This is a genomic window from Polaromonas sp. YR568, assembly GCF_943369675.1.
In the GTDB taxonomy this organism is placed as follows: domain Bacteria; phylum Pseudomonadota; class Gammaproteobacteria; order Burkholderiales; family Burkholderiaceae_C; genus Polaromonas.
In genome coordinates, this window is the sequence record NZ_CALROB020000022.1 from 68,532 (window position 1) to 83,871 (window position 15,340).

A 15,340-nucleotide genomic window follows, 5' to 3' on the forward strand; every position below is an offset into this window, starting at 1 on the left:
GGCCTGCGCTAATTTGGTGCGGCGATGCGGCCCGCGCGCCGCCGTGAGCCGGCGCGGCGCCGCTGAAGCCTGAAGAAACCCTCCGGCGTCCCGGCCGGCGAACGCCAAAGCGGCAGGGCCGCCCCACCTTTCCGGTTTTGCAGGCCGGTTTTGTAGTGGACGCCCTACACACTGTCATCGCACCCACGGCGAAATGCGGCGCATGCCGCAGTTTCGCCAGAATCCAGCCAAAGTGGCCCGCTGCTTGCAAGACAGCCGCATCTTCCAACGAAAGGTGCGCGCCATGTCTGAATTCTTTTCTCCCTACGACGCCGACCAGCCCCTGATGCTCAAGTGCAGCTGCGGCAAGGACCACAGCGCGGCCGACCACCACGCCGCCGTGGCCGCCGATGCCGCCGCCGTCGAGCTGCGCAAGCGCAGCCTGACCAGCGAGTTCGAAGCCTATTCCAACGAATTCATTGAGGCCACGCTGGTCAAGGCCCTGTTCCCGCAGGACGAAGTGCGCCGCCGCTTCCTGCGCGCCGTCGGCAAGGGCACGGCCATGGCCGCCATCGCCAGCGTGCTGCCCGTGGCCAGCATGCAGGCCATGGCCCAGGAAAAAGGCAAGCTCGAAAAAACCAATCTCAAGATCGGCTTCATCCCCATCACCTGCGCCACGCCGCTCATCATGGCCCACCCCCTGGGCTTCTACAAGCAGCAGGGCCTGGAGGTCGAAGTCACCAAGACGGCCGGCTGGGCGCTGATACGCGACAAGATGATCAACAAGGAATACGACGCCACGCATTTCCTGTCGCCCATGCCGCTGGCGATTTCCATGGGCCTGGGCTCCACCGCCACGCCCATGAACGTGGCCACCATCCAGAACATCAACGGCCAGGCCATCACGCTGGCGCTCAAGCACAAGAACAACCGCGACCCGAAGAACTGGAAAGGCTTCAAGTTCGCCATCCCGTTTGAGTACTCGATGCACAACTTTTTGTTGCGCTACTACCTGGCTGAAGCCGGCATCAACCCCGACACCGACGTGCAGCTGCGCGTGGTGCCACCGGCCGAAATGGTGGCCAACCTGCGCGCCGGCAACATCGACGGCTTCCTCGGCCCCGACCCGTTCAACCAGCGCGCGGTGTACGAAGAAGTCGGCTTCATCCACCTGCTGACCAAGGACATCTGGAACGGCCACCCCTGCTGCGCCTTCGGCACCTCCACCGAATTCATCCAGAAAAACCCCAACACCTTCGCCGCGCTCTACCGCGCGGTGCTGACGGCCGCCGCCATGGCCCGCGACCCGAAAAACCGCGAACTGATCGCGAAAGTCATCGCGCCGCAGGCCTACCTGAACCAGCCCGAAGCCGTGATCGCACAGGTGCTGACCGGCAAGTTCGCCGACGGCCTGGGCAACATCAAGACCGTGCCCGACCGCGCCGACTTCGACCCCATGCCCTGGCAGTCCATGGCGGTGTGGATGCTCACGCAGATGAAACGCTGGGGCTACGTCAAGGGCGAGGTCAACTACAAGCAGATCGCCGAGAAGGTCTTCCTGATCACCGACGCGAAGAAGTACATGAAGGAGCTGGGCCAGAAGACACCGGAAGGCAGCTACCCCAAGTTCACCATCATGGGCAAGGAGTTTGATGCGGCCAAGGCGGACCAGTACGCCAAAGGCTTCGCCATCAACAAGATGTCCTGAAAAGGATCTGTACTCCCTCTCCCTCCGGGAGAGGGTTGGGGTGAGGGCTCCCCGCCCCGCACTCAACAACGGAGACCCGAATACCAAAGACCCTCACCCCACCCTCTCCCAAGGGGCGAGGGAGCAAGACGACGAAGCCACCAAGCAATGACACCATGAACATTTTCAAAACCCTGGGCTTTCGCGCCGGCATTGTCTCGGCCCTGCTGCTGGTGGTCTTTGTCGCCATCTGGTATGCCGCCACGGCCTCTTCGGCCGGCACGGGCCCCGGCAGCGCGGGCATGACGGCCGAGCAGATCGAGTACCAGAAGATGATGGGCAAGGACCCGGGCGCGGCCAAGGCCTCGGGCTTTCCCACGCCCATGCAGATGGGGGAAACCTTCGTGCAGCAGCTGCGCGATCCGTTTTATGACCGCGGCCCCAACGACAAGGGCATCGCCATCCAGCTCGGGCATTCGCTGGCGCGCGTCGGCCTGGGCTTTTTCCTGGCCTGCCTGGTGGCGATACCGCTGGGTTTTGTGATCGGCATGTCGCCGCTGCTGCGCCGCGCCTTCGACCCCTTCATCCAGGTGCTCAAACCGATCTCTCCCCTGGCCTGGATGCCGCTGGCGCTCTACACCATCAAGGACTCGTCGACCTCCGGCATTTTTGTGATCTTCATCTGCTCGGTCTGGCCCATGCTGATCAACACCGCCTTCGGCGTGGCCTCCGTCAAGCGCGAATGGCTCAACGTTGCCAGCACGCTGGAAGTCAGCCCCCTGCGCAAGGCCTTCCAGGTCATCCTGCCGGCCGCCGCGCCCACCATATTGACCGGCATGCGCATCTCCATGGGCATTGCCTGGCTGGTCATCGTGGCCGCCGAGATGCTGGTGGGCGGCACCGGCATCGGCTACTTCGTCTGGAACGAATGGAACAACCTGTCCCTCACCAACGTGATCTTCGCCATCCTGGTCATAGGCGTCGTCGGCATGCTGCTGGACCTGGCCTTTGCGCAGTTGCAGAAGGTGGTGACCTATGTGGAGTGAGCCATCCACACGAACCCCTGTCGCCACACCACCGAAAGAACACGCCATGCAGGGATTTCTCAAGATCGAAGGCCTCAGCAAGACCTTCACGCCCGGCAGGCCGGTGTTTGCCGATGTGTCCTTCAGCATCAGCAAGGGCGAGTTCGTCTGCATCATCGGCCACTCGGGCTGCGGCAAGACCACCATCCTCAATGTGCTGGCCGGGCTGGACAGCGCCACATCGGGCCACGTCTTTATGGAAAACCGCGAGATAGGCGGCCCCAGCCTGGAGCGCGGCGTGGTCTTCCAGAGCCATGCGCTCATGCCCTGGCTCACGGTGCGCAAGAACATCGCCTTCGCCGTCGTCTCACGCTGGGCCGGTTGGACCTCGGCCCAGGTCAACGCCCACGTCGAAAAATTCGTCGCCATGGTCGGCCTCTCCGCCGCCATCGACAAAAAGCCTTCACAGCTCTCCGGCGGCATGAAACAACGCGTCGGCATTGCGCGCGCCTTCGCCATCCAGCCCAAGATGCTGCTGCTCGACGAACCCTTCGGCGCACTCGACGCACTGACACGCGGCACCATCCAGGACGAACTCATGGCCATCGTGCGCCAGACGCAGCAGACCGTCTTCATGATCACCCACGACGTCGACGAAGCCATCCTGCTGGCCGACCGCATCCTGCTGATGAGCAACGGCACCGACAACGAAGGGGTGTACGCACCCGGCCGCATTGCCGAAGAAGTCATCAACCCGCTGCCCAGGGAACGCACCCGCGCCGGCCTGCACCACCTGCCCGGCTACTACGAGCTGCGCAACCACATCGTCGATTTCCTGGTCACGCGCGCCAAGGCGCATTGACGTACCGTTTCTTTTCACTTTCCTTCACACCCACTTCAACACAGGAGCAGACAAACCATGAACCGCAACGACATCACCGAAAAAATCATCACCGCCAAAGTCAGCAAAGGCCTCACCTGGGAATCCGTCGCCAAGAAGGTCGGCCTCAGCAAGGAATGGGTCACCGCAGGCTGCCTGGGCCAGATGACCTTCGACGCCAAGCAGGCCAAAGTCATAGGCAAGATTTTTGGCCTGACCACGGAAGAACAGAAATGGCTGCAAGTCGTGCCCTACAAAGGCTCGCTGCCCACACCCGTGCCGACCGACCCGTTGATCTACCGCTGGTATGAAATCGTCAGTGTCTACGGCACGACCATCAAGGAACTGATCCACGAAGAATTCGGCGACGGCATCATGAGCGCGATCGACTTCAGCATGGACATCGTGCGCCAGCCCGATCCTAAAGGGGATCGCGTGAATGTGGTGTTGTCGGGGAAGTTCTTGCCGTACAAGACTTATTAATCTCGCTGTCGGCCGTTTACGGTGCGGCGATTAAGCGCGGTTGCTGAGGCCAGGCAATCGCGGGAGCAGGCCCGCATTCTTAGCCTCACCGATTTCTGAGCGGGTTGATCACCATGACAATGAGCCAGTAAACGGGAATCACCTGGATTGAACCAAACCAGTAAGCCAGATTTCCGTCGCCGTGCGAATCACAGTACTTCATGCTTATGCAAAATGAATTGAGAAGCACGGCGGGAAAGACCAGGATCAATGCGATGGGGATCGCGCTGAGGCTAAGCAAAAATGTGCGCCACAATGTTTCGGACTTGCAACGAATCGCTATGGCGAAAGATGGAATGCAACCAAAGAGCGCGACAGCCCACGCAACTTGATTTGAATGGTCCAAGAAAACTCTCCATAAACGAATGCCACGGCTTGTTGGAATCTTCAGGTTAGCGTCGAGGGTCTCAGATGAGTTCGCGCTGATTGAAATGCTAGAACAGTGCGAAATCACTCGAAACTCGCCGGAACACGAACCGGCGGTTTCCGTTTGCCTGAACGCATGCGAAGTCCTTAGGATTCAAGTCAACCAACTTGCAAGTGAAAAACCGCGATTCTCGAGTCCCAAGCTTTTTGCCGTCGATCTCATTTGTCTGAAGCTTGAGTAGCCCTTCGGTGACGTACCAGGGTCCTGAACTCTTCTCTTCGTTTGGCTCACCCATGATGAGCTCACGGGCCGAGAAAGTGCCCGAAGCATCAAGCGCTATCACGGCTTTGATTTGTCGCTCATTGGAGTCTTTGGCTTCGTTGTACCAGCTCCCGATGAGCGCTTCTTTCGCTTTTGCATCCTCTTGCGAGTCAAGACCTTCACAGCCCACGACTACGACAGAAAACAAGATCAGAACAGCTACATGTTTCATCCTGCGTCCTGGCTCTCTTCACCTGCAGCTTCAGCCGCTAATGGCTGATCAGCAGGTTCATCTTCGTCGTCTTTTTGTATGGCACGAAGTGTTGTGAGGATTTGATCGCCATAAGGCGTTAGCGTCCAATATGACGCGTTATCTTTGACGCTTCTATTTCGCTCGCTTTTAGCAATTAGTCCCAGCGCTCTTAGCTGGATCTTAATCGTCTGCAAGTCATGCTCTGTGATCGAAAATCCTCGAATTCCTTTATGCCCGGCCAACCGTCTATTCTTTGTGCGAGAAGGGCGGGATCTCTCTCTGACCATTCTATTAAGCGCTATCCGCAGTTCCGCGTCTGTTGCCTCATCTAGCATTACGGGGCCGACGTCATAAAAAATCCGGTTCCATGAGATATCAAAATTTAGCTCCCAACTCCAGCCTTGGCCCGTTCCGTCAGTTGAGTCGAATGTATAGTCGATATTGAACTCGTCTTCCCCCTGAGACAACCTCTCGGCTCCAACAGGTGCAGACAATCGTGCCTCCCGAAGGCGTGCCTCGAGTTCCTCAATTTTCTTACGCAACTGCAAAGCCTCTGCGGCCGCCATTGCATCGGTAACTTGGTTAGCACGAATCCAGCCAATCGCGGGGGTCGTTTTGGTTAGCCTTACCAAGCTTCTACTCACCACAGAGCCCAAGTCTGCCGGGCTATCCCAAAATTTGCACATTTTTTGCTGGATCAGCGCGCGAAACGCAACTAACTTCTTCTTCCCGTCGTCAGTTTGTTCGCAACGACCAGCAGCCAGTTGTTGGGGATCTTTGTGAAGAAATGCGATGACAGGCTTGCCGGAGTCCAACGCGTATCGGTACTCCATTTCGGTGTAACTATGTCCTTGCGGACCGATTGAGCCATATCGTCCGCCTGAGATCAAAAGGTAGTAGTCGCACTCGTCAATAACCTTCTTGATTAGTGACCACTGATCTTCATTTGCAGCAGGAAAGAGTTCCATCCCGGCAGGCATGCAGTCGAGTTCCAGAAGGGCGTGCATTACCTCCTGCCGTTCCTCTCTGAGGTCTTCGAAAGTGGAACTGACAAAAACTTGGAAGCGCTTATCCATAGGTTGCATCAATACTAGAGAGCTAAGCTCAAAGTTGAGGTGAAGTTGATGTCTCGCCGCTGGAACGGCCTTCGACCAAATGGTTATTCATCATTGAAGTCCGAGACGCAAGCCTTTACTCCTTTGGATGTTGAATGTACCTATTGTGAAGCCTGCGCTCCAATCGCGCGCCTTCCTTCTGAAGCCCTCGCAATTCCTTCAATGACTTCTGTGGAAGAGAGATGGGTCCATGTTGAAAAGCAAGATCCCCCTTGTTCAACAACTCAAACTGTCTACGAAATATGAATAGGAATCGAGTCAAATCGTGATCCTTAACCAGAGGCTTCCGTACGTTGTCGATTTGTCTGCCATCGTAGTTAACCGAGGAATCGGGAAGAAAAACGATATGAGTAGAAAACAGCGAACGCGGCGTGATGTCTAGCAATTCGCCCTCAGAGTTTGACCAAACCGCATGGAATTCGGCCTCAATGAAGAGCTTTGGCCATTCCCAGATCGCCCAACCTGTGAGCATCGTTCCCCCGTGGAGGGAAATCGTCTCTTCGACGATCGGAAAACATTCGCGTTGGGGGCGATCAAGACGAGGGAGACAAGGCACTTCGACAGCGCAACCACCCGCCACAACTTCAGCGCAGAAGGCGATGACGTGAATATCGTTGAGAGATGGGACCGCATGCATATTCACACATCCAATTAAATGCACGGTGCAATTTGCAATTTTACTCGGCGAGAACGGTTTAACTGGGACATGCAACCCTGCTGAAATGACTGTCTTTGCCGATTTATATGACCCTAAGTGTCACTAAATCCGCTCGTACTTGTTTGCAAATTCTAGGCTTCCGTCGAGTTCGGCCCATCCTCCAATCGGAGGAGTACGTCGCTTTTCTTTCTGCCTCGCAAGTTACTCGTTCACCTTCTTGCTCGCATTGATTGAGGCGGTGGTGTGGCATCGGCCGTACCCCATGAACGCTCTAACGGCATCCGCATCCTCGGCCTTCCCGCGTGCTCACGGATCCTCCGTGCACCCAGGCCTGCGGACCTGTGGAGTAGACGAAAAAAAGGGGACGAGCTTGAAAGCCTGCCCCCAGGGTTGCCGTTTCCATCGCGACCGACTGAAGTCAACCGCATTTCCCGTTCACGTATGAAACGGCACCCACATCATCCTCACCTCAACATTCAGCATGCCCGACTTCACCGTCGGGTCGTCCGTGCCAATCCGGGTGGCTGCCTCAAAATCTGCGGCCTTGAAGATGGTCATGCCGCCGTCGGCCGGCACGCCCTCTGCGTGCTACTCATAGATCCCCAGCAACTTGAAGCGGTTCTGTGTTTCCGTCAAAGTCAAGGTATCGGTCGCTGACCCACAGGTGACTGAGGCCACTGTTGTTTGGCCCTTGCTGACATCGATCGTCGTCGGGCCCGCCAGTGGCTCGTACACCAGGTACTCATAGCCATTGTTGGTGAAACTCAGCGTGGCGCCCCTGGGCGCGAGGCGCAGGAGAAAGTGGCCCTTTGGATGTTCCAGCGGCTCAGGAAACGAGAACTCCAGTTTGTGGTTCTTTCCGGCTCGATACTGCATGTAGCTTGTGGTCGGGCTGCGGTCAGCAGAGGCGCACAAGGAGTAGACCTTTCCCCCGGCAGCGCAGGACCACTCCGTCACCTCTTCTTTCGTGCAGAAGCTCGGCACAGCAAAGGAACTCGCAGAGAAGAGGGAAAGCGCTAGCAGCAGAAGGGCTCGGGAAACCATAACACCTGACCTTGATTCATCTCGCCAGACCGCCGGACAACATGGCACTCTGCGAAATAGCATGACCTTGAGATTCTGATATTTTTCATGAGAATGGCCAGCTTATACCAACCCGCTGCAAGAGCGCAAAGGCATATCAGCGATCAAAGTCGCCAATGACTTAGTCGTGCCCTGCACCACCGCAGCGAGCTGAAGGCAAAATGCCACACATGAACTCCCTAAGCGGCATCCGCATCCTCGACCTCTCCCGCGTGCTTGCGGGCCCCTGGTGCACCCAGACGCTCGCCGACCTTGGCGCGGATGTCATCAAGATCGAGCGGCCGGGCAGCGGCGACGACACGCGGACCTGGGGGCCGCCGTTTTTGAAGGACGCCCAAGGCGCGGACACCGAGGCGGCTTATTACCTGGGCACGAATCGCAACAAGCGATCGGTGACCTGCGACATTGCCCAGCCGGCCGGCCAGGCGCTGGTGCGGGAACTGGCCGCGCACTGCGACGTGTTTGTGGAGAACTTCAAGGTGGGCGACATGGCGCGCTACGGGCTGGACTATGCGTCGCTGAAGGCCATCAACCCTCGCATCGTGTACTGCTCGGTCACGGGCTTTGGGCAGAACGGGCCTTATGCGGACCGCGCGGGGTATGACTACGCCATCCAGGGCATGGGCGGGCTGATGAGTGTGACGGGCGAGCGCGACGACCTGGGCGGCGGGCCGCAGAAGGTGGGCGTGGCGGTGGCGGATTTGATGACGGGCATGTATGCGACGGTGGCGATTCTCGCGGCGCTGCGCCATGCCGAAAAAACCGGCGAAGGCCAGCAGGTGGACATGGCGCTGCTGGACACGCAGGTGGCGATGCTAGCCAACCTGGGCGCCAACTACCTGGTGAGCGGCAAGGCGCCGGGCCGAGCGGGCAATGCGCACCAGAACATCGTGCCGTATCAGGTGTTTGAAGTCGCACCGGCCGTTGGCGGCACAAAACCGGAGGGCGCCGCAGCAGCGGCGCGGGACCACTTGATTCTGGCGGTGGGCAATGACTCGCAGTATGCGAAGTTCTGCGCGGTGGCCAACATCCCCGAGCTGGCAACCAACCCGCTGTTTGCGACCAACCGCGACAGGGTGCTGAACCGCGGCAAGCTGGTGCCGATACTGGAAGCGGTGATGAAGACGCGCACCAAAGCCGACTGGCTGGCGGCGCTGGAGACGGCGAAAGTGCCTTGCGGTGCGATCAACAGCCTGGCGGAGGTGTTTGCCGACCCGCAGATAGCAGCGCGCGGCATGGTGACGGAGTGGCAGCACCCGGTGAAACCTGACTTGAAGCTGGTCTCCAGCCCGATACGCCTGAGCGCCACACCGGTGCGCACCGACTTGCCGCCGCCGCTGCTGGGCCAGCACACAGACGAAGTGCTGCGCGAGCTGCTGAACTATTCGGACGCCAAACTGTCTGAGCTCAAGGGTGGCAAAACCATTTAAGCCCTTCAAGTTTTTTAACCCGCCTGCGCGATATTCAAGCCACCACCCAAAAAGCCCCGCCCATGATGAACCGCCGCCGCCTGACCCAGACGCTGTTTGCCCTGCCTTTCGGCGCGGCGCTTCCCGGTTTGGGCCGTGCCCAGGGCATGCCGGATTTTGGCGTGCTGAAGGCGGGCTATGCACAGCGCCTGAAGAAAATCCTGGCGGCGGGCGAGCTGCCCTACGTCGACATGGAAAGCTCCTGCAACCCGACACGCGTCGACATTGATTTTGTGGCGAAGAACCTGGACAGGCTGAACATCGGCCTGATGGCGCTGTCGGCGGACATCGGTGAAGGCCAGTTCAAGCGCGGCGTGCGTTATGACGGCCTGTCGGAAAAACTGGTGGCGGCCTACCCGGACCGCTTCATCCCCATCGGCAACGGCGGCCAGCCGCCGGCGCTGACGGAGGCGCCCGCCGAATTCATGGACGCGCAGGAAGCCGCCGCCGTAAAACGCCAGATCATGTGCCTGGGCGAGTTTGAATTTCACCACTATCCCTCGGGCCGGCAGGTCAAACGCGGGGAGGGCGATGAGCGCCACGTCAATGTGCCGATCGACGGCCCGACGGGCCACCGCGTTTTCAGCCTGAGCGAAAAGACGGGCATGGCCTTCCAGATTCACTATGAAATTGAAGACGCGCTGCTGGCGCCGCTGGAGCAAATGCTGGCGCAATACCCCAAGGCCAAGGTGGTGTGGTGCCACCTGGCGCAGGTGCGTTACAGCGAGCGGGCCACACGTTACAACGCGGCCTATGTGGACGGCCTGATACGGCGCTTTCACAACCTGCACTTCGACACGGCCTTCGGCGATTCGGCCTCGGTGTACCGGCCCAGCAACCAGCGGCATGCGCGCATCTGGGGCAGCGATGGCGGCCTGGCCGGTGAATGGCGGGACTTGCTGGCGGCGCACCCCAAGCGTTTTTTGTCGGCGCTGGACCTGGGCGGGGACCGCATGGACCGCATCGGCGAGTACGACCAGCGGCACCGCTATTTCCTGAAGCTGCTGCCGGCGGAGATCCAGCACCAGGTGGCCTACCGCAATGCCTGGTCGCTTTTGTTCGGCGAGGAATTCGCCTGACGGGCGCCGCCACCCTGGTAGCCCCATTTAACCCATAGGTGATGCAATGAAACACAATTTTGTCCTGGTGCACGGCGCGTGGCACGGCGGCTGGTGCTGGCGGCGCGTGGCGCAGGCGCTGCAGCTGGACCACCACAAAGTCTTTACGCCAACGCTGACGGGCCTGGGCGAGCGCGCCCACCTGTTGTCGCCGGCGATCAACCTGGACACGCACATCAACGACGTGATCAATTTGATCGAAGCCGAAGAGCTGCAGGAGGTGACGTTGGCCGTGCATTCCTACGCGGGCATGATTGGTACGGCCGTGGCGGACCGCATGGGCGGGCGCCTCAAGCACCTGGTGTATGTGGATGCGGTGCTGCCCCGGCCGGGCGAAAGCTGGAGCAGCACGCAGGCCAGCGCCACGCAGCAGCAGCGCATGGCGGCGGCACAGGCTTCACCCTGTTTCAGCTTTCCGGCGCCCGACCCGGAGGTGTTCGGCCTGCATGATGCGGACCACGAATGGGTCAGGCGCCGGCAGACGCCGCACCCGGGCAACACCTACCAGGCGCCGCTGAACTTCGACGTGCAGCGTGTGGCGGCCGTGGCGCGCACCTTTGTGAATTGCACCCAACCCGCGCTGGCGACGATAGAGCCGAGCCGGTTGCGCGCGAAGGACCCGAAATTCTGGGACGGCGCCTGGCTGCCGAATTCGCGCGTGGTGGAGATCAAGACCGGCCACGACCCGATGATCAGCGAGCCGGCGGCGCTGGCGCGCATCCTGCTGGAGTGCGCCGAATGAAAGAACTGGGCCGACGCCACTTCACGGCCGCGCTGGCGGGCAGCCTGGCCTGGCCCTTGCTGGCGCAGGCCAGGGACACGGCCCTGCCGATTCCGGCTTCGCTGCCCAAGGTGGCCGCGCAGGCGGCCGTGCGGGGCGAGCCGCTGGTGCTGCTGGTCAGCCTGACGGGCTGCCCCTATTGCGAGCTGGTGCGGCGCAACTATTTGCTGCCGGCGCGCAAGGAGGCCGGCCTGCAGGCCTGGCAGCTTAACGTCACGGACTTCAGCACGCCGCTGACGGGCTTTGACGGCAAGGTGACCAGCGCGGCCGCGCAGACCAAAGCCTGGAAGGCGACCTTCACGCCGACGGTGTTGTTCCTGGGCCCGCAGGGGCAAACGCTGGCCGAGCCGCTGGTAGGCGCGGCGATCCCGGATTTTTACGGGGCCTACCTGGATGAGCGGCTGGTGCTGGCGCGCCGGGCGGTGGTGGCGCTGCGTTAGGCATGACGGATCAGGCGTCATTGCAGGCCGCCATCCACGAGGACGTGGTGCTGCAGGCTTATGACGCGCGCTGGCCGGCGCTGTTTGAGGCCGAGCGGGAGCGGCTGCTGTCGCTTTTTCCCGGCGCCTTCATCGCCATCGAACACATGGGCAGCACGGCGGTGCCGGGGCTGGCGGCCAAGCCGGTGATCGACATCCTGGCCGGAGTGGAATCGATGGCGGCGGCCAGGGCGCTGGTGGGGCCGCTGTGCGCGAACGGCTACACGACTTCGGCGGAATTCAACGCCGCGCTGGCGGACCGGCAGTGGTTGATGCGCTGGGCGGAGGGGCATCGCACCCACCACCTGCATCTGGTAGTGCACGGCGGCGCGGTGTGGGTGCAGCGCCTGCGCTTTCGCGACGCGCTGCGCGGGGACGCGGCGCTGGCGGCGCGTTATGCGGCGCTCAAGGCCGGGCTGGCGGCTCAATACCCCAATGACCGCGAGGCTTATACCGAGGCCAAGGCCGTGTTTGTGCGATCAGTGTGTGAAAGCTGAGCCCCCGGCGCCCATGCACCCATGTGGGGCTTGGGCAAATCGGGCTTCGGTGGTAAATTCGAGGCGTTCAAGCAGGAGAGCGCTGCCGCAAGGCAGCCACCGAAGGCGCAAACTTCCATAATCGCTCAGGTCCCGTACTGCCCGGAAACACACAGCCGTCTGGAGAGACGCCGCATGCAATGTGCGGCGCACCGAAGGAGCAAAGCCGTTGCGCAAGCCGCGGCTGAATCTCTCAGGTACCAAGGACAGTGGAAGCGGCCGCAAGCCTGTGATGGCTTGGCGGTTGCCACGTTTCTTTTTTGATTCAAGCACCCCCCAAACGCGCAGCGCTTGCGCAACGCAATGTCTGCTTGAAAAAAAGGAATCGCCATGAAAGTCATGGTTTTGGGTGCGGGTGTCACGGGGGTCACGACGGCCTGGTATCTGGCGCAGCAGGGGCATGAGGTGACGGTGATAGAGCGGCGCGGGGCGGCCGCGATGGAAACCAGTTTTGCGAACGGCGGGCAGATTTCCGTCAGCCATGCGGAGCCCTGGGCCAACCCGGGCGCGCCGCTCAAGGTGTTGCAGTGGCTGGCGCGGGAAGACGCGCCGCTGCTGTTCCGGCTGCGGGCCGACGTGAACCAGTGGCTGTGGGGGCTGGAGTTCTTGCGCAACTGCACGCCGGCGCGCACGGCGCAAAACATCAAACAAATCGTGAACCTGGGCATGTACAGCCGCGGCGCGCTGCAAAAACTGCGGGCCGAGCTGGGCCTGCAGTACGACGCGCAGACCAAAGGCATCCTGCATTTCTACACCAGCCAGGCCGAGTACGACGCCGCGCAGGAGCCGGCGCGCATCATGCGCGAACACGGCTGCGAGCTCGACATGAAAACCGCCGACGAATGTGTGGCGATAGAGCCGGCGCTGGCGCAGTGCCGCGCAAGCATTGTGGGCGGCAGCATGACGCCCAGCGATGAGTCGGGCGACGCGCGGGCCTTCACCGCCGCGCTGGCAGGCCACTGCGAGCTGGCGGGCGTGAAGTTTCTCTACAACACGAACATCCTGGACGTGCAGGCCGCCGGCGGGAAGATCGAGGGCGTACAGGTGGCCCGGGGCCGCGGCGAGGCGGGCGGGCGTGTGGAGACGCTGAAGGCCGACGCGTATGTGATGTGCCTGGGCGCCTTCAGCGCGCCGTGGGCGAAGCGGCTGGGGCAGAGCCTGCGCATCTACCCGGCCAAGGGCTATTCGGTGACGCTGCCGGTGATCAATGAAGACGCGTCGTACCAGGTGAGCCTGACGGACGACGAGTACAAGCTGGTGTTCTCGCGCTTCGGCAACCGGCTGCGGATCGCGGGCACGGCGGAACTCAACGGCTACAACACCGACTTGAACCTGGTGCGCTGCAACGCCATCGTGCGCCGGGTGCGGCAGCTGTTCCCGGAGATGACGGACGGCAAGGGCGCGCAGTTCTGGACCGGGCTGCGGCCGGCGACGCCGAGCAACGTGCCTTACATCGGCAGGAGCAAGACGTCCAACCTGTTCCTGAACACGGGCCACGGCACGCTGGGCTGGACGCATGCCTGCGGCTCGGCCGCGGCGATCGCGGACATTGTGAGCGGGCGCGCGCCGGAGCTGGATTTTGCGTTTACCGGCATGCCGTCGCCGGGCCGGGTTGTGTCGTTACCGGGCATGGCGAAGGCCTGAGGGACTCAGGGGTGGCGCCCTGCGGCGGATGGGCGGGCACGGTAACATCGCCGTCCGTTCACCCGCCCCTTGCCGAGGTCTCCCGCCATGACAACACCCGCCGCCGCGCCCTTGCACCCCGCCACCCTGCAGGCGATGGCGGATTTCCCGCGCCAGCTGGAGCAGTTCTATGAGGCCATTCCCGCAACCCACCGGGATTGGACGCCGGCATCCTGGGAAGGCATTCCGAGCGAGACCTTCAGCGCACTGGGCCAGATCTGCCATGTGAGGGACATCGAGGTCGACGGCTACCAGCTGCGGTTTGCGCGCACGCTGGCGGAGGTGAACCCGGTGCTGGCATCGCTGGACGGTTATGTGCTGGAGCGGGAGCGCAACTACGCAAGCGCCGACGCGAAAGAAGTCTTCGCGGCCTTTCGCGCCGCGCGCGCCAAAACGATGGGCATGCTGGGCGGCCTCACGCCCGAGGCGCTGGCGCGCACGGCTGAGTTCGAGGGCTATGGCGCCCTGACCTTGCGCAGCCTGGTGCACTACCTGTGCAGCCACGACCAGCAGCACCTGGCCGGTTTGCAATGGCTGCTGGGCAAGATTGACGCGTCCCGCGCCTAGCGCGCCGGGCGCGATCTACTATTTAGAACCGCCAGCCAAGCCCCACGCCAAACAGCATGGGGTCGGCCTTGAAGGTGCCGATGTTGGCGCCGCCCGCGGACACGTCGGTGCGGATGTAGACCTTCTTCAGGTCGAAGTTCAGGGACAGCTGCCTGGTCAGCGGAATGTCCACGCCGACCTGCAGCGCCGGGCCCCAGCTGCTGCGTTTGATGTCCACGCCGGGCGGCAGGCTGACCGCGCTGAAGCGGGTGTAGTTGATGCCCGCGCCGACATAGGGCTTGAAGGCACCGGAGCCCAGGGGGTCGAAGTGGTATTGCGCCGTCAGCGTTGGCGGCAGGTGCTTGAAGCTGCCGATGGCGGTGCCGCGGGACGTCAGCGTCTGCTTTTGCGGAACCGTCAGCACCAGCTCGACCGCGAATTTGGGACTGAAAAAGTAGCTGATGTCGAGCTCGGGCATCCACTTGTTGTTGATGGCCAGCCCGAGGCCGGTGCTGTCGCCGTTGACGCTGTCCAGGTGGACGGCGCGGGCGCGGACCAGCCAGGGGCCTTCAACGGTTTGGGCAAAGGTGGCGTCCGACAAAAGGACGCAGAGGACGGCGGCGATGAGGTGTTTTTTCATGGGGTAAGCAGCGGAAGAAACGGGAACATTCCCATGCGTGATTGGAGCGGCGGGGCCCGGTTGGCGGCTTGATCTGGCGCAAATGCGGCGCGCCCCTCAAACACAAACAGCACACGCCTTGCGATAGCTCAAGCAGGCTGGTTTGCCATGGCGGCCCGGGAAGGTCGATGCCGTTCGCGCTGCGGCCGCCAGGCGCAATTTGTAACAACGGCCTATCAGAAAAGGTGTTTTTCTCGCTACCTTGGCCAGGTAATTTTT

The 15,340-nt window shown here is 61.5% G+C and carries 18 protein-coding genes and 1 riboswitch; of the genes, 11 read left to right on the plus strand and 7 right to left on the minus strand.

What is annotated here, in order from left to right; translation table 11 throughout:
* The first annotated feature begins 283 nt into the window (after nt 1–283).
* From ACLV8F_RS13635 to cynS, 4 genes are all read left to right on the plus strand, one after another.
* Nucleotides 284–1,687 carry a CmpA/NrtA family ABC transporter substrate-binding protein gene (locus tag ACLV8F_RS13635; protein WP_411884749.1) on the plus strand — a complete coding sequence of 468 codons (1,404 nt, stop codon included), beginning with the start codon at nt 284–286 and terminating at the stop codon, nt 1,685–1,687.
* A 155-nt stretch (nt 1,688–1,842) separates the two neighbouring features.
* The gene (gene ntrB / locus ACLV8F_RS13640) at nt 1,843–2,712 is read left to right on the plus strand and encodes a nitrate ABC transporter permease (protein WP_411884750.1); all 870 of its coding nucleotides are present in this window, start codon (nt 1,843–1,845) and stop codon (nt 2,710–2,712) included.
* The gene (locus tag ACLV8F_RS13645; protein WP_411884751.1) at nt 2,702–3,553 is read left to right on the plus strand and encodes an ABC transporter ATP-binding protein; all 852 of its coding nucleotides are present in this window, start codon (nt 2,702–2,704) and stop codon (nt 3,551–3,553) included. The genes ntrB and ACLV8F_RS13645 overlap by 11 nt, the downstream gene beginning before the upstream one ends.
* A gap of 57 nt (nt 3,554–3,610) precedes the next feature.
* Nucleotides 3,611–4,054, plus strand: coding sequence for a cyanase (cynS, locus tag ACLV8F_RS13650; RefSeq protein WP_411884752.1), 444 nt, complete (start codon nt 3,611–3,613; stop codon nt 4,052–4,054).
* Nucleotides 4,055–4,139: 85 nt separating this feature from the next.
* Here the strand turns inward: cynS and ACLV8F_RS13655 are convergent, their stop codons facing one another.
* From ACLV8F_RS13655 to ACLV8F_RS13680, 6 genes are all read right to left on the minus strand, one after another.
* Nucleotides 4,140–4,439, minus strand: coding sequence for a hypothetical protein (locus ACLV8F_RS13655; RefSeq protein WP_411884753.1), 300 nt, complete (start codon nt 4,437–4,439; stop codon nt 4,140–4,142).
* Between the two features lie 88 nt (nt 4,440–4,527).
* A complete protein-coding gene (locus tag ACLV8F_RS13660; protein WP_411884754.1) occupies nt 4,528–4,953 on the minus strand; it encodes a hypothetical protein in 426 nt (141 codons plus the stop codon).
* Nucleotides 4,950–6,050: a DUF4062 domain-containing protein gene (locus tag ACLV8F_RS13665; RefSeq protein WP_411884755.1), complete on the minus strand. Its 1,101-nt coding sequence runs from the start codon at nt 6,048–6,050 to the stop codon at nt 4,950–4,952. Before ACLV8F_RS13665 ends, ACLV8F_RS13660 begins: the two co-directional genes overlap by 4 nt.
* Before the next feature lie 115 nt (nt 6,051–6,165).
* Nucleotides 6,166–6,750, minus strand: coding sequence for a hypothetical protein (locus ACLV8F_RS13670; RefSeq protein ID WP_411884756.1), 585 nt, complete (start codon nt 6,748–6,750; stop codon nt 6,166–6,168).
* 432 nt (nt 6,751–7,182) lie between these two features.
* Entirely contained in the window at nt 7,183–7,305 is a 123-nt protein-coding gene (locus tag ACLV8F_RS13675; protein WP_411884757.1) for a hypothetical protein, read from the minus strand.
* A gap of 30 nt (nt 7,306–7,335) precedes the next feature.
* Nucleotides 7,336–7,791: a hypothetical protein gene (locus tag ACLV8F_RS13680; RefSeq protein WP_411884758.1), complete on the minus strand. Its 456-nt coding sequence runs from the start codon at nt 7,789–7,791 to the stop codon at nt 7,336–7,338.
* Nucleotides 7,792–8,000: 209 nt separating this feature from the next.
* On the opposite strand from ACLV8F_RS13680, the gene ACLV8F_RS13685 reads away from it, so the two are divergent.
* From ACLV8F_RS13685 to ACLV8F_RS13715, 7 genes are all read left to right on the plus strand, one after another.
* Complete coding sequence (locus ACLV8F_RS13685; protein ID WP_411884759.1) at nt 8,001–9,260, plus strand: CaiB/BaiF CoA transferase family protein; 1,260 nt, start codon at nt 8,001–8,003, stop codon at nt 9,258–9,260.
* Between the two features lie 62 nt (nt 9,261–9,322).
* On the plus strand, nt 9,323–10,378 hold the full coding sequence (locus ACLV8F_RS13690) for an amidohydrolase (RefSeq protein ID WP_411884760.1): 1,056 nt from the start codon (nt 9,323–9,325) through the stop codon (nt 10,376–10,378).
* Nucleotides 10,379–10,424: 46 nt separating this feature from the next.
* On the plus strand, nt 10,425–11,159 hold the full coding sequence (locus tag ACLV8F_RS13695; protein ID WP_411884761.1) for an alpha/beta fold hydrolase: 735 nt from the start codon (nt 10,425–10,427) through the stop codon (nt 11,157–11,159).
* Nucleotides 11,156–11,638, plus strand: a complete 483-nt coding sequence (locus ACLV8F_RS13700; RefSeq protein ID WP_411884762.1) for a hypothetical protein — start codon at nt 11,156–11,158, stop codon at nt 11,636–11,638. Before ACLV8F_RS13695 ends, ACLV8F_RS13700 begins: the two co-directional genes overlap by 4 nt.
* Nucleotides 11,639–11,640: 2 nt before the next feature.
* Nucleotides 11,641–12,174: a GrpB family protein gene (locus tag ACLV8F_RS13705; RefSeq protein ID WP_411884763.1), complete on the plus strand. Its 534-nt coding sequence runs from the start codon at nt 11,641–11,643 to the stop codon at nt 12,172–12,174.
* Nucleotides 12,175–12,323: 149 nt separating this feature from the next.
* A riboswitch (glycine riboswitch) is annotated at nt 12,324–12,432 on the plus strand.
* Between the two features lie 111 nt (nt 12,433–12,543).
* Nucleotides 12,544–13,857 (plus strand): D-amino acid dehydrogenase, encoded by a 1,314-nt coding sequence (locus ACLV8F_RS13710; RefSeq protein WP_411884764.1) that lies wholly within the window; start codon nt 12,544–12,546, stop codon nt 13,855–13,857.
* Between the two features lie 87 nt (nt 13,858–13,944).
* Nucleotides 13,945–14,463: a DinB family protein gene (locus ACLV8F_RS13715; RefSeq protein WP_411884765.1), complete on the plus strand. Its 519-nt coding sequence runs from the start codon at nt 13,945–13,947 to the stop codon at nt 14,461–14,463.
* Nucleotides 14,464–14,485: 22 nt separating this feature from the next.
* On the opposite strand, the gene ACLV8F_RS13720 is transcribed toward ACLV8F_RS13715, so the two are convergent.
* Nucleotides 14,486–15,082 (minus strand): OmpW/AlkL family protein, encoded by a 597-nt coding sequence (locus ACLV8F_RS13720; protein ID WP_411884766.1) that lies wholly within the window; start codon nt 15,080–15,082, stop codon nt 14,486–14,488.
* Nucleotides 15,083–15,340: the final 258 nt, after the last annotated feature.

Bases quoted from the DNA above. Each gene is read 5' to 3' on its own strand.
- ACLV8F_RS13635 (WP_411884749.1), top strand. From the start codon at position 284: ATGTCTGAATTCTTTTCTCCCTACGACGCCGACCAGCCCCTGATGCTC.
- ntrB (WP_411884750.1), top strand. From the start codon at position 1,843: ATGAACATTTTCAAAACCCTGGGCTTTCGCGCCGGCATTGTCTCGGCC.
- ACLV8F_RS13645 (WP_411884751.1), top strand. From the start codon at position 2,702: ATGTGGAGTGAGCCATCCACACGAACCCCTGTCGCCACACCACCGAAA.
- cynS (WP_411884752.1), top strand. From the start codon at position 3,611: ATGAACCGCAACGACATCACCGAAAAAATCATCACCGCCAAAGTCAGC.
- ACLV8F_RS13660 (WP_411884754.1), bottom strand. From the start codon at position 4,953: ATGAAACATGTAGCTGTTCTGATCTTGTTTTCTGTCGTAGTCGTGGGC.
- ACLV8F_RS13665 (WP_411884755.1), bottom strand. From the start codon at position 6,050: ATGGATAAGCGCTTCCAAGTTTTTGTCAGTTCCACTTTCGAAGACCTC.
- ACLV8F_RS13675 (WP_411884757.1), bottom strand. From the start codon at position 7,305: ATGACCATCTTCAAGGCCGCAGATTTTGAGGCAGCCACCCGGATTGGC.
- ACLV8F_RS13680 (WP_411884758.1), bottom strand. From the start codon at position 7,791: ATGGTTTCCCGAGCCCTTCTGCTGCTAGCGCTTTCCCTCTTCTCTGCG.
- ACLV8F_RS13685 (WP_411884759.1), top strand. From the start codon at position 8,001: ATGAACTCCCTAAGCGGCATCCGCATCCTCGACCTCTCCCGCGTGCTT.
- ACLV8F_RS13690 (WP_411884760.1), top strand. From the start codon at position 9,323: ATGATGAACCGCCGCCGCCTGACCCAGACGCTGTTTGCCCTGCCTTTC.
- ACLV8F_RS13695 (WP_411884761.1), top strand. From the start codon at position 10,425: ATGAAACACAATTTTGTCCTGGTGCACGGCGCGTGGCACGGCGGCTGG.
- ACLV8F_RS13700 (WP_411884762.1), top strand. From the start codon at position 11,156: ATGAAAGAACTGGGCCGACGCCACTTCACGGCCGCGCTGGCGGGCAGC.
- ACLV8F_RS13705 (WP_411884763.1), top strand. From the start codon at position 11,641: ATGACGGATCAGGCGTCATTGCAGGCCGCCATCCACGAGGACGTGGTG.
- ACLV8F_RS13710 (WP_411884764.1), top strand. From the start codon at position 12,544: ATGAAAGTCATGGTTTTGGGTGCGGGTGTCACGGGGGTCACGACGGCC.
- ACLV8F_RS13715 (WP_411884765.1), top strand. From the start codon at position 13,945: ATGACAACACCCGCCGCCGCGCCCTTGCACCCCGCCACCCTGCAGGCG.
- ACLV8F_RS13720 (WP_411884766.1), bottom strand. From the start codon at position 15,082: ATGAAAAAACACCTCATCGCCGCCGTCCTCTGCGTCCTTTTGTCGGAC.